The organism is Comamonas brasiliensis, assembly GCF_018292285.1.
Taxonomy (GTDB): domain Bacteria; phylum Pseudomonadota; class Gammaproteobacteria; order Burkholderiales; family Burkholderiaceae_C; genus Comamonas; species Comamonas brasiliensis.
Genome location: NZ_JAANES010000004.1, coordinates 38,055 through 51,903, shown reverse-complemented (window position 1 = coordinate 51,903; position 13,849 = coordinate 38,055). Strand labels below are relative to the sequence as shown.

Here is a 13,849-nt window from a genome sequence, read left to right as displayed (position 1 = left end):
TTTTCCATGCGTAAAAGGAATTGTCATGGATCTGCGTGCCTTGCGTTACTTCATCGAGGTCGTGCGCCAGAACGGCTTTACCCGCGCGGCCGACGCCTTGCACGTGACCCAGCCAACCATCAGCAAGATGGTCAAGGCGCTGGAGGACGAATTCGGTGGCCGCCTGCTGCTGCGCGAAGGCCGGGGCGTGCAGCTGACCGACGCAGGTCAGGTGGTCTATGACCGCGGGCTGGAGATTCTGGAGCAGGCCCAGCTACTGCGGCGTCAGGTGGCCGAGGTGGACCACATCACGCGCGGCGAGCTGTCCCTGGGCATCATGCCCACCACGGGGCACTACATGGCGCCGGTGATCGCACTGTTCCAGCAGCGCTATCCGGGCGTGAATCTGCAGGTCAACGAGCAGGGCGCGCGCGCCCAGTACCAGCTGATCCAGGAAGGCAAGCTGGACATGGCGCTGGGCCTGTTCGCGGCCCCTGACCCAGCGCTGGAGCGCTACACGGTGGCGCGCCAGAAGACGCGCGTGGTGCTGCCTGCCCAGCAGGTGGCTGACCCCGGGCAGCCCATACGCTGGAGCGATCTGCGCGACCTGCCGTTTGTGCTCTATACCTCGGACTTTGCACTGCACGAGCATGTGCTGCAGCAATGCGAGGCGGCGGGCTTCACGCCCCAGGTCAAGCTGCAGACACGCTACTGGGACTTCATCGGCCATCTGGTCGCGGCCCAGGTGGGTGTGGCCGTGATGTTCGAGCATGTCATCGCGCGCTATGACCCGCAGCGTGTGGCCAGCCGACCCCTGGTGGAGCCCGAGATCCCCTGGGATGTGGCGCTGATGTGGCGGCCCGGCTATCTGTCGCGCGCGGCCCAGGCCTGGCTGGACTGCGTGCGTGAGGTGTATCCGCAGCCGCTGCTGGGGGCGGCTTTTCCGGATTTTCAAAACTGATAGCTGTATTCGCATGTCCAGTAAGCGATACAAGGCTTTTTGATGCTTGATGTCAGTCCCGGCCTTTGTTGCTAAGCTGGCAGCCATGCCTCGCCCGTTCTCTTCCAATCGCTCCAGTAACTTGCGCCGCAGCACTGCGGTGCGCCAGCCCGCGTCCCGGCCCGAGCACACGCGCCTGCTGTGTTTTCACAAGCCCTATGGAGTGCTCAGCCAGTTCACGCCCGAGGGCAAATGGCAGGGCCTCAAGGACTGGATCGATGTGCCCGGCGTCTATGTGGCGGGCCGGCTCGATGCCGACAGCGAAGGTCTGCTGCTGCTGACCAATGACGGCCAGTTGCAGGCCCGCATTGCCGACCCGCGCCACAAGATGGAGAAGACCTACTGGGTGCAGGTCGAAGGCGTGCCAGACGAAGCCGCGCTGCAGCGCTTGCGCGATGGCGTCGAATTGAGCGACGGCAAGACCCTGCCTGCGAGGGCCCGCCTGATAGAACCCCAGCCCGGCATGTGGCCGCGCAACCCGCCGATTCGCGTGCGCCAGAACATTCCCGATTGCTGGATCGAGCTCATCATCCGCGAGGGAAAGAACCGCCAGGTGCGCCGCATGACCGCTGCCGTCGGCCATCCCACGCTGCGCCTGGTGCGCATGGCCGTGGGGCCTTACTCGATCGAAGGGCTGGAGCCCGGCCAGTGGCTGGATGTGCTGCCGCTCTAGTGGCGCAGCCGGGGTTCAGCGCAGCATGTCCAGCTCCTGCAACTCCTCTTCCTGGGGCAGCTCTGCGGCTTTCCAGCCTGCCCATTGCAGCCAGTTGCTGCGCTTGGGGTTGAACCTGGTGGCTTGAACCTGTGCAGGCTCCAGCTGCCCTTGCAGCAGCTGCATGGTGGAGCGCAGCGATGCCTCCTTGCTTCGCAGGCAGGTCCGCATCTGCTGCATCAGATCCCGCCCCTGGCTCAGCAGACGACTGCGCGCCATTTTTTCGAGCGAAGGCTGGCATTGCGCATAGGCCAGCAAGCTCGCACTGGGTACGTCGCCGTTGGCCACCAGATTCAGCACCGTCTGGTGTCTTTGCAGCTGCTGATCGGGCATCAGTCCCGCGAGTTGCAGCTCCAGCGCGCCTTCGTGAAAGCGATAGAAAGCCGGTACCGCAGACAGCAGGGTGTAGCTGCTGCCGTTGCGCGAGCGCTCGCGGTGGCTGATGATGCGGCTGCCTTGCTGCAGCAAGGGCTGCACCAGTTGCAGCAGAGCCTGGCGGTGCTCTGCGTCGTCAGCCTTGAGCGGCACGCGCAGCTGGGTGCTGGCATAGCCGCGCCACTGGTCGCGCCAGGCGATCCAGCCTGCGGTATTGGGCGCGACGAACATCAGCGCCACCAGCGACAGCATGGGCACGATGCCGGCGGCCAGCGACCAGCCGGCCGCCGCGTCTTCGCCCTCGCTGACGAGATGACCCATGAGCTTGATCAGCGTGCTGGCGGCAACCAGAAAGGCCAGCCCGCTGCCCAGGGACAGTATCTGCGGCGAGTAAAGATCCTCAGGCAGTTGGACCAGGGTGACCAGCATGACCAGGCAGCCCGACAGCACCACGGCGGCAGACAGCACGCGGAACAGGGCCGGGTGCGGGTGTGCCTGCTGCAGGATATCGAGGGCCGGGTTCTGCTCCAGCTCGCTCAGCAACTGTCTGCTGCGCCACCAGCGCAGCGGCTGCCAGAGCAGGGCGCTGACCGCCAGGCCGGCGAGCATGCTGATGAACAGCGCCGAAAAAGCCCATAGCAGCAAGGCTGCCACCAACAAGATACCCAGTCCGACCAACCAGTTCATGCCCGCGATTTTCCTTTTGAATTGATAGCTGTCTGCGCTTGATAGGTAAGCGTTCTAGTGTGTTTTACATGAAAAAAAGCGCTGCCTGCAAACGCAGGTCAGCGCGATGCTTGCAGGCTGCGGATCAGCTGCAGGTCTTGTTGTTGGCGCCGTGCATGCCGGCGGCCTTGGCATCGGCTTCGCTCATGTACTTGCCGTTCTTGGTCGTGCCGTAGAAACGGGTGCCGGGGCAGTGATAGATCTTGCTGTCCTCATTGGCCCAGACCTTGCCTGCACCGCCGCCAGGTGCGGCGGTCGCGGCCGGCTTGGCGCCTGCAGCAGCCTTGGCAGTGGCCTCCTGATCAATGCCCTTGCGGCCCGAGCAAGCTCCTTTGGAGGATGCCGCGCTCATGGTGGAGCCGTCCTTGCAGACAAAGGTCTGCATGTCCGCTTTGGCGGCGGCAGGGGCCGGTGCAGCCTTGGCTGCCGGTTCTGCCGCCGGCTTGGCGGGCATGGGGGCTGTTTTGGCAGCAGGTGCGGCAGGCGCCGCTGCCGGAGCCTGTGCCAGGCCGGGCAATGAGCTGCTGACCAGGGCTGAAACCAGGCAAATTTTCCATAAATTGCGCATACGAACTCCCTCCAACAGATGTGATGTCACAAGGCGTGACAGGGGCATGCTGCTACGGAAGACCTGATTTCGCAAGCCTCGGCCGTCAGGCTTCAGGTCCCGCTGACATAGGGGTTGAGCTTGCGCTCGCGGCCAAAGCTGCTTTCGGGGCCATGCCCGGGGATGAAGATCGTCTGATCGCCCATGGGCCACAGGCGCTGCACGATGGAGTCGATCAGCTGCTGATGGTTGCCCTGAGGGAAGTCCGTGCGGCCTATGCTGCCGGCAAACAGCACATCGCCGACAAAGGCACGGTCGATCTGTGGCGAGTGGAAGACCACATGGCCGGGTGTGTGGCCGGGGCAGTGGCGCACGTTCAGCGTTTCCTGGCCGATGGTCACGGTGTCGCCGTCATGCAGCCAGCGCGTGGGCACAAAGGGGTCGGAGTGGGGAAAGCCGAACATGGCGCCCTGCTGGGGCAGGCCGTCGATCCAGAATTGATCGCCCTCATGCGGGCCGATGATGGGCAGCGCGTGCTTGGCCGCCAGCTCGCTGGTGCCGCCGGCATGGTCGATATGGGCGTGGGTGATCCAGATGGCCTTGAGATTCAGGCCCAGGCGCTCCACCTCCCACTCGATCTGCTCGATATCTCCGCCGGGGTCGATGACGGCCGCATCCATGGTCTGGTCGCACCAGACGAGAGAGCAGTTCTGTTGAAAGGCGGTGACGGGGACGGTGTGATATTGCAACATGGGTGACTTGTATTTTTCGGGCGTTTGCGTAGTCTCGCGGTCAGCGAACCCCGCAAGCATGACACGGCATGACACGCGCATCAAAAATGCCCGCTCAGATTCTGGCGTCATCCCTCATTTGAGCTAGCATGGATGCGAGTGCCCCATTTTGGTGCGGGCTGCTAAAACGTATTTGTGCTGCAAGGCAGCGGGCAGTCGCTTCATGGGAAGCGGCCCGACACAGTTTCAAGATCGTTCAGGCCGTGCCAATGCCCATGCAATACAAGTTCCTCCCACGGACAGGAATGGCAGGGGACGGGTCGGTCTGGAGGAAAACCGTTTTCAAACTCCAGGAGACTCTGCATGTCTACCTCTTCCAACCAGCCGAGCGGCGCTGACGCCCAGCTTGGTGACGCCCAGCGCTCTGGCGCCCAACGCATCGGCATTCCGCGGGAAACATTCCCGTTGGAAAAGCGTGTGGCCACCGTGCCCGATGTGGTCGAAAAACTCGTCAAACTGGGTTTTTCGGTCGCCATCGAATCGGGCGCCGGCGATGCCGCCAACTTCAGCGATGACGCTTATCGCGCAGTGGGTGCCGAGGTGCTGCCCAACGCTGCTGCGGTCTGGGCTGCTGCCGACATCATCTTCAAGGTGCGCCCGCCCACCCCACAAGAAGTCGCGCTGATGCGCGAAGGCCAGATCCTGATCGACTTCATCTGGCCTGCGCAGAATCCCGATCTGATGCAGCAACTGGCCGCCAAAAAGGTGACAGTGCTGGCGATCGACTCGCTGCCCCGGACATTGAGCCGCGCGCAGAAGATGGATGCGCTGACTTCGATGGCCGGCGTCTCGGGCTATCGCGCCGTGATCGAGGCCGCCAATGCCTTTGGTCGCTATTTCAACGGCCAGATCACGGCGGCAGGCAAGGTACCACCGGCCAAGGTCTTCATTGCTGGCGCTGGCGTGGCCGGTCTGTCGGCCATCGGCACGGCCGCCAACCTGGGCGCCATCGTGCGCGCCAACGACACGCGTGCCGAGGTGGCCGATCAGGTCACTTCGCTGGGCGGCGAGTTCGTCAAGGTCGATTACGAAGAAGACGGTGCCGGCGGCGGTGGCTATGCCAAGGTGATGAGCGAGGGTTTCCAGGCCGCGCAGCGCCAGATGTATGCCCAGCAGGCCAGGGAGGCCGACATCATCATCACCACCGCGCTGATTCCCGGCAAACCGGCGCCCAAGCTGATCACGGCCGAGATGGTGCAGAGCATGAAACCCGGCAGCGTGATCGTCGACATGGCGGCCGAGCAGGGCGGCAACTGCGAGCTGACCGTGCCCAATGAGGCCGTGGTGCGCCACGGCGTGACCATCATCGGCTACACCGACCTCGCATCGCGCCTGGCCAAGCAGTCGTCAACGCTGTATGCGACCAATCTGCTGCGCCTGACGGAAGAGCTGTGCAAGGCCAAGGATGGCGTGGCCGTGGTGAATATGGAGGACGATGCGATTCGCGGCCTGACCGTGGTCAAGGACGGCGAAATCACCTGGCCTGCTCCGCCCATTGCCCAGGCACCCAAGCCAGCCCCCAAGCCCGCTGCGGCTGTGGTGGAGCAGAAGAAAGGCGGCCATGGGCACGGCGCTGCCGGACCGCTGCCGGCCAAGACCTTGGCCATTATTTTTGCGATTGCCGCCGTGGCCTTCTGGTTCATCGGCGCCTATGCGCCAGCGGCCTTCCTCGGGCACTTCACGGTGTTCGTGCTGGCCTGTTTCATCGGCTACATGGTGGTGTGGAATGTGACGCCTGCACTGCACACGCCGCTGATGAGCGTGACCAACGCCATCTCCAGCATCATCGCCATTGGCGCGCTGGTGCAGATTGCTCCGCCGGGCACGGCAGGCACGGGCCGTCCGGATGAGCTGATTCGCTGGCTGGCCTTTGCCGCGCTTGTGTTGACTGCAGTCAATATGTTTGGCGGCTTTGCCGTGACACGTCGCATGCTGGCCATGTTCCGCAAATAAGAAGAACGAGCACAAGAGAGAAACACCATGTCCCAAAGTCTCGCAACGGTGGCCTATCTGGGGGCTGCCATTTTGTTCATCCTCAGCCTCGGCGGCCTGTCTAACCCCGAAACCTCGCGCCGCGGCAATCTGTTCGGCATGGTCGGCATGGCGCTGGCCGTGCTGGCCACCGTGTTCGGCCCGCGTGTCGATGCCGGCGGCATCGCCTGGATCGTCGGCGCGCTGGTGGTCGGCGGCGGTATCGGCCTGTATGCGGCCAAGGTCGTCAAGATGACCCAGATGCCCGAGCTGGTCGCCCTCATGCACAGCCTGGTCGGTCTGGCGGCATGTCTGGTGGGCTTTGCCAGCTATGTCGATACCTCCATCCAGCTCGCTGGCGCAGAAAAAGCCATTCACGAGGTGGAGATCTACGTGGGCATCCTGATCGGCGCGGTCACCTTCTCGGGCTCGCTGATTGCCTTCGGCAAGCTCAACGGCAGGATAGGCGGCAAGCCGCTGCTGCTGCCTGCACGCCACTGGCTCAACCTGGTTGCGCTGCTGGTGGTGATCTGGTTCGGCCGCGAGTTTTTGCATGCCGAAACCGTGGCCGACGGCATGTTGCCGCTGGTCGTGATGACCGCCATCGCCCTGCTGTTCGGCGTGCACATGGTCATGGCCATCGGTGGCGCCGACATGCCCGTGGTGGTGTCCATGCTCAACAGCTACTCGGGCTGGGCGGCGGCGGCCACCGGCTTCATGCTGGGCAATGACCTGCTGATCGTCACGGGCGCGCTGGTGGGCTCTTCGGGTGCCATCCTGAGCTACATCATGTGTCAGGCCATGAATCGCAACTTCATCAGCGTGATTGCGGGCGGCTTCGGCTCCGGCGCGCCGGCCAAGAAGGGCGGTGCCGCTGCGGCTGCCGAGCCCCAGGGCGAAGTGGCGCCCGTCAGCGCAGCCGAGACCGCAGAGCTGCTGCGCGAAGCCAAGAGCGCCATCATCGTGCCCGGCTACGGCATGGCCGTGGCCCAGGCCCAGCACACGGTCAACGAAATCACCAGGACCCTGCGCGAAAAAGGCGTCGCCGTGCGCTTTGCCATCCATCCGGTGGCAGGCCGCATGCCCGGTCACATGAACGTGCTGCTGGCCGAGGCCAAGGTGCCCTACGACATCGTGATGGAGATGGACGAGATCAACGAAGACTTCCCCGAGACCGATGTGGCCATCGTCATCGGCGCGAACGACATCGTGAACCCCGCGGCGCAGGACGACCCCGAGAGCCCCATTGCCGGCATGCCGGTGCTGGAAGTGTGGAAGGCCAAGACCTCCATCGTGATGAAGCGCTCCATGGCCTCCGGCTATGCGGGCGTGGACAATCCGCTGTTCTACAAGGACAACAACCGCATGCTGTTCGGCGATGCCAAGAAGATGCTCGACGAGGTGCTGGGCGCTCTGAAGAGCTGATGAAATGGGGCAACTGCCCCTGAGGCGCTCTGCGCCTTACCCTGGCCGAGCGTCCCCGCTGCCTGGGTCTGTTCCTGAAATGCCTGCGGTGTTCGGCCGCAGGCATTTTGTCTTTCAGAGATGCTGGACGGCGATCTCGCCCAGCAGCACGGCGGCAATCACCAGCATCAGCGTCCCCGACAGGCGCGAGACGGCCAGTGCGGCCGCGGGGCGCGAGCGCAGCACGCTTTGCGAGCCCCAGCCCACGCCGAAGTAGACCACGGCACAGCTGGCCGCATGGACGGCGCCCAGCACCATGATCTGCGCAAACACCGGCCAGCCCTCGGCGGGCCGCACAAACTGCGGCAGCAAGGCCAGCAGCAGCAACAGCTGTTTGGGGTTGAGGCCGCTGACGCTGGCTCCCTTGACCGTCCAGTGCCAGCGCGTGCCGGTCTCGGCATCTGCGGCACGGCTGATGGCGGCCGGGCTGCGCCACAGGCCCACGCCCATCCAGGCAAGGTACAGGGCGCCGGTGGCCGTCAAGGCGGTCAGCAGGGCCGGGTTGCGTGCGACCAGGGCGCCTACGCCCGCAGCCACTGCCAGCGTGGCCAGCAGCGCGCCGCAGGCCAGGCCCAGCGTGGCAGGCAGCACCAGTCGCCTGCCGCGCAGACCGGCCGAGATCACATAGGCCCAGTCGGCCCCGGGCGTGAGCACCAGAAGAAAGGAGACGGCCCAGAAGGCGGTCAAGGCGGCGTAGGACACGAAATTCCCTCGAAAAGCGTTGATGCCGAGAGAATATGGAAGAGGAGCGAGAATGTGCTCTCAATATTCGCCGATGACCGGCTTGGAATTGGAAGAAACTGCCCCGTGAACTCGCTGGATCGAAAAATTCTTGCTGCGCTCGAAAACAATGGCCGCCTCACGGTGACCGAGCTGGCCGAGCAGGTGGGCCTGAGCCTGTCGCCCTGCCATCGGCGTGTGCGTGCGCTGGAGGAGTCGGGCGTGATTCGCGGCTACCGCGCCGAGCTGGACCCAGCGGCGCTGGGGCTGGATTTTTCGTCGCTGGTCTTTGTCACGCTCAAGGACAGCAAGTCCGTGCCCGCGTTCGAGGACGCCGTGGCCCGGCTCGACAATGTGGTACAGGCCCAGCGCCTGTTCGGCGACCCGGACTATCTGCTGCAGGTCGTGGTGCGCGATCTGCCGGCCTATCAGCGGCTCTATGACGAGCACCTGACCCGGCTGCCCGGCGTGCTGCGCATGACTTCCACGCTGGTCATGAAGCATGTGGTGACCAACAGACCGCTGACCTCCGCGATGGAGTAGCCATGAAAAAGCGCCGGTGACTTTCGTCACAGGCGCTTTGGGTCAACCAGATTTGCTATTGATTCAGAAGCTAATTACGCTTGAATATAAAGGTTTTCAGGTATTTATATGTCTGAAAACCTTTGAGGAGAAGCGCTAGCAGCTACTAAAAAATAGGATTTCCGGATTAGGAACCCAGCTTGAGCGAACCCTTCATGAGGGCCGAGTGGCCGGGGAAGCTGCAGAAGAAGGCGTAGTCCGTGCCAGCCTTGAGCTTGGCCACGTCGATATCGAACTTGGTGGTCTCGCCGCCACCGATCACCTTGGAGTGAGCCAGCACGCGTGCATCGCCGGCCTTCACATAGTCGGCGCCAGCACCGGCGGCCATGCCGTCGGTGATCACGGGCTGCATATCGGCTGCGGTGCTGACCACGATGTTATGGCCCATGGCCGTCTTGGGCATCTTGCCCACATGCTTGAGAGTCACGCTGAACTTCTTGCAGGACTTGGGCACATCGATGCTTTTGACATTGAACTGCATGGCGTCGTTGCTCTCGACGACGGTTTCGCAGCCTGCCGCCATGGCGGGTGCGCTCAGGGCACCGGCTGCACACAGGGCCAGGGTCATCAGAATCTTCTTCATTGGCTATTCCTTTTCCTAAAAGCGAAACGGGAACCGCTGTGGCCTTGTCGCCCTCCAGGTTCCGCCGTTCATTCTTTCGGAAACCTGCCCAGCCGGCTCAGTACAACTCATGCTCGCATGGGTTGTACTGTTGCACCTTGCGCTAACTCAATTCGCCGAGCATGTCTGCGCTGCCGACGTTGCTTGCACGCCTCAGAGCGTCAGGTCGTAGCCAATCGTGATGGGCGCGTGGTCCGAGAACTTCTCGCCCTTGTAGATGGACTCGGTGCGTGCCAGGGCCGCGACCGCCGGCGTGGCCAGGTGGTAGTCCAGTCGCCATCCCACGTTGTTGGCATAGGCCTGGCCCCGGTTGCTCCACCATGTGTAGCAGGCATCCGTGGTGTCGGGCTGGAGCAGGCGGTAGACGTCCACCAGACCGCCGCTGATCTCGGTCTTGTGCAACAACTTCGTCATCCAGTCGCGCTCTTCGGGCAGGAAGCCGCTGTTCTTCTGGTTGCCGCGCCAGTTCTTCAGGTCGGCCTGCTGGTGCGCGATGTTGATGTCGCCACAGAGCACGAAGTCACGCTCGGCCTTGAGGTGCATCAAGTGGCTGTGCATCTTGGCCAGAAAGCGGAACTTGGCTTCCTGGCGCAGCTCGCCCGAGCTGCCGCTGGGAAAGTAGGCGCTGATGATGGAGAGCTTGCGGGCGGGCGTGTCGAAGCGGGTTTCGACATAGCGGCCTTCGGCGTCGAACTCGTCGATGTCGAAGCCCACGACCACATCGCTGGGTTCATGGCGGGAGTAGACGCCCACGCCCGAGTAGCCCTTCTTCTCGGCAAAGTGGAAGTAGCCCTTCATGCCGGCCAACACTTCGAAGCGCCCGGCCATATCCGAAGCCTGGGCCTTGATTTCCTGGACACAAATACAATCCGGCGCAGTGGCTTCGATCCAGGCTTCGGCGCCTTTGGTCGTGGCAGAGCGGATACCGTTGAGGTTGAGGCTGGTTAATTTGAACAAGGATGAATCCATGGTGGTGAGTGAGAAGCCAATGGGCGGTGCAGACCGTCTGGCGCAGGATTTCGTGCAGTTTGCCGTCGAAGCGGGCGTGCTGCGTTTTGGCGAATTCAAGACCAAGGCCGGGCGCATGAGCCCGTACTTCTTCAATGCCGGCCTGTTCGACGATGGGGCCAAGATGGCCCGTCTGTCTGAATTCTATGCAAAAGCCATTCTGGCCAGCGGCATGGAGTTTGACATGGTCTTCGGCCCTGCCTACAAGGGCATTCCTCTGGCTGCGACGGTGGCGGTGGAGCTGGCGCGCAAGGGCAAGAACGTGCCCTTTGCCTATAACCGCAAGGAAGCGAAGGATCATGGCGAAGGCGGCACCCTGGTGGGCGCTCCCCTCAAGGGCCGCGTGCTCATCATCGACGACGTGATGTCGGCCGGCACGGCTGCGCGCGAGTCGATTGCTATCATCAAGGCTGCCGGTGCCGAGCCGCATGCCGTGGCCATCGCTCTGGATCGTCAGGAAATGGCGACAGAGAATGGTAAGGACGTGTCGCACAGCGCTGTGCAATATGTGCGCAACCAGCTGGGCATGCAGGTGTGTGCGATTGCCAAGCTGGCCGATTTGTTGCTTTATCTCGAGCAGCAAGGCGGCGAGGCCGGCCCCGAGCATCATGAACGCGTGCTGGCCTACCGCCAGCGTTATGGTGTCGAAGACAAGGAATAAACACGCAAATGAAGCAGGCCTGGCATGCAAAACTGAGTTTGTATGTGGTAGCTACCGTCTGGGCAGGGGCCATGCCGGCTCAGGCCCAGGTCAATAGCGGCGGTATCTACGCCTGCACGGATGCCAACGGGAGGCGCATCACGGCCGACAGGCCGATTGCCTCCTGCGTCGATCGCGAGCAGCGTGTGCTCGGCAACACGGGGGTCGAACTGCGCCGCGTGGGCCCGACACTGACCGACCAGGAGCGCAGCGCGCTGGAAGCCAAGCGCCGCCAGGATCAGGCCGAGCAGCAGCGCCTGCGTGAAGAACGCTCGCGGGACCGCGCCATGCTGGCGCGCTTTCCCAATCAGGGTGTGCATGACGCCGCCAGATCCGAGGCGATTTCCCAGGTCAACGATGTGATCGGCGTGGCCCAGCAGCGCCAGGTCGATCTCAAGGAGCGCCGCCGCAAGCTCAATACCGAGCTGGAGTTCTACCAGAACGATCCGAAGAAGGCTCCGGCCAATCTGCGCCGCCAGCTCGACGACAACACGGACTCCCAGGCCGAGCAGCAGCGCTTCATCAAGCAGCAGGAAGAGGAAAAGCAGCGCATCAACCAGCGCTTCGATGCCGAGCTGCAGCAGCTGCGCAAGCTATGGGCGGACCAGACACCGACCGCACCACGCGCGCCCTGAGAGCGTGTCGCGTCTTCAGTCTTCGTGACTGTTCTTGTGCATGGCCATGACGCGGCCCAGCAGCAGGGCCGCAATCCAGGCCACTGCGGCGATGATCAACGGCATCTGTACCAGCAGCGATGCCTGGGCCATGAGCAGCAGGGCATCGGCCTGCCACAGTGCCCCATAACCCTTGAATAAGCCGTAGGCCAGCCATAGCAGCAGGCCAGCACTGGCAATGGTGGCCATGTTGCGCATATTGCGGCCGTCACGACTGCCCGCCGGAATGCGCAGGGCCGAGCGCCAGAGCCAGCCCATGGCAGCCAGCACCAGCAGCACGCAGGCCGCAACGGACAGCGGCAACCAGAGGGAAAGAGGAATCAGCGACATGGCGCCGCACTTTAGCCCAGCGGGCCCTGAGCTGGAAAAGAAAATACCCACCGAGGTGGGCATGGTTGAAGCGCTCGGTCAGTGGCTCAACTCGCGCGCCAGACCACGTGATGGCCCGGCACGGGCTGTATGCCCAGCACGATGGCGTGATGGGCGAGCAGCTCCTCGAAGGTCTTGGTGACCTCGCTGCTGGCGGTGCTGCCCTCGTACTCCGTGGCCACCTGTGTCGCGGTAAAGGAATTGGCGCCAAAGCTTTGCACGATGTTGCGCAGCTTGTCGAGGTTGGGGGTGAACACGGCGTCCATGGCAGCAACTCCTTTTCGGGCAATCAAACCAGTACTGCCCATAGTTTATCCAGCAGGCCAGGTCAGGCAAGAGGGCTTTGCCCCCAGGGTTATTGATTGATGGAGAGCAGGGTGCGGATCACGTCGGAGCGCGTGATGACGCCGACCAGGGTCTTGCCTCGCAGCACGGCAATGAACTGCACGCTGTGCGATGCCAGCTCGTGCAGCAGATCGCCCATGGGCGTGTCTTCCTGCACGCTCATCTCGGGCGCGCGCATCAGTTCCTGGGCCACGGATTGCACCTTGGATGGCCGGCTGCGCAGGCGTTGCCAGAGATTTTGCTGCTGGCGTGAGCGATGGTCCTGCCAGAGCCAGTCGAACAGGTCGGCACGCAGCACACGGCCGATCAGCTCGCCCTGGGTATCGACCACGGGCAGGCTTTTGACCAGATGACGGTGAAACAGCTCGGCCACCTCCTCAAGCGGAGTCTGCGGGCCCACGGTCAGCAGCTTGGCTGACATGACGGTGCCGCAGTTCACGCTGGACAGACGGCGTTTGATGGCCTCTTCCTCGGCGGCGGCCAGCAGCTCGCCCAGGTCCTCGGGGGTCAGGTTGTAGCTTTGTTCAAAGCGTTGCAGCAGCTGCTCCAGATCCTGCTCGCTCAGCGCCAGACGCGTGGTGGGGCGCCGGGTTTTGGCCGCCAGGGGCGGCTGGTGCAGATAGGGGCGGCCGCAGGCGCGATGGTAGAGCACGCCGACGGCGGCAAGAACGCCCGAGAGCACCGCCATGGGTACCAGCAGATGCCAGCCCAGCGGCGCCATCTGGGAAGCAGCCAGTACCGTCAGCAAGGCCACGGCGCCTCCCGGCGGGTGCAGGGCGCGCAGCAGCAGCATCAGGGCGATGGCACCCGCCACCGCCAGAGCGGCCAGCGAGGTCTGGGACAGCATGGGGAACGCCCACAGCAGCAGCAGGGTGTAGAGCGCGGGCACGGTGTTGCCGACGACACAGTTCCAGGGCTGGGCCAGCGGGCTGCTGGGCACGGCGAACACCAGCACGGCCGTGGCGCCCAGTGGTGCGAACAGGAACAGGGTGTTGGGAAAGAAATGCTCGACCAGTCCCACCAGAATGCCGGCCAGTGCCAGACCCAGGCCGGCACCGATGCTGGCGCGTACCAGCTCCTTCCACGAAGGGCGCGAGGCCACCGGCCCCAGGCGCTGCCACATTGTTTGCATGACGGACATAGGCTTAGGCTACGGGGCGCAAAATTGATAGCTGCACCCGCAATGTTGTATTTGCTAATGCGGCAATTCTGTCAAAAAAAGCTCCACAGGGTGGGCTGTGGAGCTTTGGCAGCAAGGCTGGCG

The 13,849-nt window shown here is 63.5% G+C and carries 16 protein-coding genes; 7 read left to right on the top strand and 9 right to left on the bottom strand.

Going from position 1 to position 13,849, the window contains the following annotated elements:
• Positions 1-25 precede the first annotated feature (25 nt).
• Together DJFAAGMI_RS16760 and DJFAAGMI_RS16755 are read left to right on the top strand one after the other, a co-directional pair.
• Positions 26-940: a LysR family transcriptional regulator gene (locus DJFAAGMI_RS16760; RefSeq protein ID WP_211457995.1), complete on the top strand. Its 915-nt coding sequence runs from the start codon at positions 26-28 to the stop codon at positions 938-940.
• A gap of 49 nt (positions 941-989) precedes the next feature.
• On the top strand, positions 990-1,652 hold the full coding sequence (locus DJFAAGMI_RS16755) for a pseudouridine synthase (protein WP_211457994.1): 663 nt from the start codon (positions 990-992) through the stop codon (positions 1,650-1,652).
• A gap of 15 nt (positions 1,653-1,667) precedes the next feature.
• Here the strand turns inward: DJFAAGMI_RS16755 and DJFAAGMI_RS16750 are convergent, their stop codons facing one another.
• The 3 genes from DJFAAGMI_RS16750 to DJFAAGMI_RS16740 form a co-directional block, all read right to left on the bottom strand.
• Positions 1,668-2,753, bottom strand: coding sequence for a hypothetical protein (locus DJFAAGMI_RS16750; protein WP_211457993.1), 1,086 nt, complete (start codon positions 2,751-2,753; stop codon positions 1,668-1,670).
• A gap of 124 nt (positions 2,754-2,877) precedes the next feature.
• Positions 2,878-3,360, bottom strand: coding sequence for a hypothetical protein (locus DJFAAGMI_RS16745; protein WP_240154448.1), 483 nt, complete (start codon positions 3,358-3,360; stop codon positions 2,878-2,880).
• A gap of 92 nt (positions 3,361-3,452) precedes the next feature.
• Positions 3,453-4,091 (bottom strand): MBL fold metallo-hydrolase, encoded by a 639-nt coding sequence (locus tag DJFAAGMI_RS16740; protein WP_087085397.1) that lies wholly within the window; start codon positions 4,089-4,091, stop codon positions 3,453-3,455.
• A gap of 342 nt (positions 4,092-4,433) precedes the next feature.
• Here DJFAAGMI_RS16740 and DJFAAGMI_RS16735 point away from each other — a divergent pair, with 342 nt between their 5' ends.
• Together DJFAAGMI_RS16735 and pntB are read left to right on the top strand one after the other, a co-directional pair.
• Positions 4,434-6,083 carry a Re/Si-specific NAD(P)(+) transhydrogenase subunit alpha gene (locus tag DJFAAGMI_RS16735; protein WP_249334486.1) on the top strand — a complete coding sequence of 550 codons (1,650 nt, stop codon included), beginning with the start codon at positions 4,434-4,436 and terminating at the stop codon, positions 6,081-6,083.
• 27 nt (positions 6,084-6,110) lie between these two features.
• On the top strand, positions 6,111-7,526 hold the full coding sequence (gene pntB / locus DJFAAGMI_RS16730; RefSeq protein ID WP_211457992.1) for a Re/Si-specific NAD(P)(+) transhydrogenase subunit beta: 1,416 nt from the start codon (positions 6,111-6,113) through the stop codon (positions 7,524-7,526).
• A gap of 114 nt (positions 7,527-7,640) precedes the next feature.
• Here the strand turns inward: pntB and DJFAAGMI_RS16725 are convergent, their stop codons facing one another.
• A complete protein-coding gene (locus DJFAAGMI_RS16725) occupies positions 7,641-8,267 on the bottom strand; it encodes a LysE family translocator (RefSeq protein ID WP_211457991.1) in 627 nt (208 codons plus the stop codon).
• 105 nt (positions 8,268-8,372) lie between these two features.
• Between DJFAAGMI_RS16725 and DJFAAGMI_RS16720 the strand changes: the two genes are divergently transcribed.
• Positions 8,373-8,828 carry an Lrp/AsnC family transcriptional regulator gene (locus DJFAAGMI_RS16720; protein ID WP_211457990.1) on the top strand — a complete coding sequence of 152 codons (456 nt, stop codon included), beginning with the start codon at positions 8,373-8,375 and terminating at the stop codon, positions 8,826-8,828.
• A 166-nt stretch (positions 8,829-8,994) separates the two neighbouring features.
• Here DJFAAGMI_RS16720 and azu read toward each other — a convergent pair whose 3' ends face one another.
• Both azu and DJFAAGMI_RS16710 read right to left on the bottom strand, forming a co-directional pair.
• A complete protein-coding gene (gene azu, locus DJFAAGMI_RS16715) occupies positions 8,995-9,450 on the bottom strand; it encodes an azurin (RefSeq protein ID WP_211457989.1) in 456 nt (151 codons plus the stop codon).
• A 192-nt stretch (positions 9,451-9,642) separates the two neighbouring features.
• Entirely contained in the window at positions 9,643-10,446 is an 804-nt protein-coding gene (locus tag DJFAAGMI_RS16710) for an exodeoxyribonuclease III (protein ID WP_043005632.1), read from the bottom strand.
• Positions 10,447-10,456: 10 nt separating this feature from the next.
• Here DJFAAGMI_RS16710 and pyrE point away from each other — a divergent pair, with 10 nt between their 5' ends.
• A complete protein-coding gene (gene pyrE / locus DJFAAGMI_RS16705; protein ID WP_211457988.1) occupies positions 10,457-11,158 on the top strand; it encodes an orotate phosphoribosyltransferase in 702 nt (233 codons plus the stop codon).
• Between the two features lie 8 nt (positions 11,159-11,166).
• Positions 11,167-11,832, top strand: coding sequence for a DUF4124 domain-containing protein (locus tag DJFAAGMI_RS16700; RefSeq protein ID WP_211457987.1), 666 nt, complete (start codon positions 11,167-11,169; stop codon positions 11,830-11,832).
• 15 nt (positions 11,833-11,847) lie between these two features.
• Here the strand turns inward: DJFAAGMI_RS16700 and DJFAAGMI_RS16695 are convergent, their stop codons facing one another.
• The 3 genes from DJFAAGMI_RS16695 to DJFAAGMI_RS16685 all read right to left on the bottom strand — a co-directional run bounded on the left by DJFAAGMI_RS16695 (position 11,848) and on the right by DJFAAGMI_RS16685 (position 13,717).
• Entirely contained in the window at positions 11,848-12,201 is a 354-nt protein-coding gene (locus DJFAAGMI_RS16695) for a hypothetical protein (protein WP_211457986.1), read from the bottom strand.
• A gap of 86 nt (positions 12,202-12,287) precedes the next feature.
• Positions 12,288-12,506 (bottom strand): hypothetical protein, encoded by a 219-nt coding sequence (locus DJFAAGMI_RS16690; RefSeq protein ID WP_043005637.1) that lies wholly within the window; start codon positions 12,504-12,506, stop codon positions 12,288-12,290.
• 89 nt (positions 12,507-12,595) lie between these two features.
• On the bottom strand, positions 12,596-13,717 hold the full coding sequence (locus DJFAAGMI_RS16685; RefSeq protein ID WP_249334471.1) for an HPP family protein: 1,122 nt from the start codon (positions 13,715-13,717) through the stop codon (positions 12,596-12,598).
• Between the last annotated feature and the right edge of the window lie 132 nt (positions 13,718-13,849).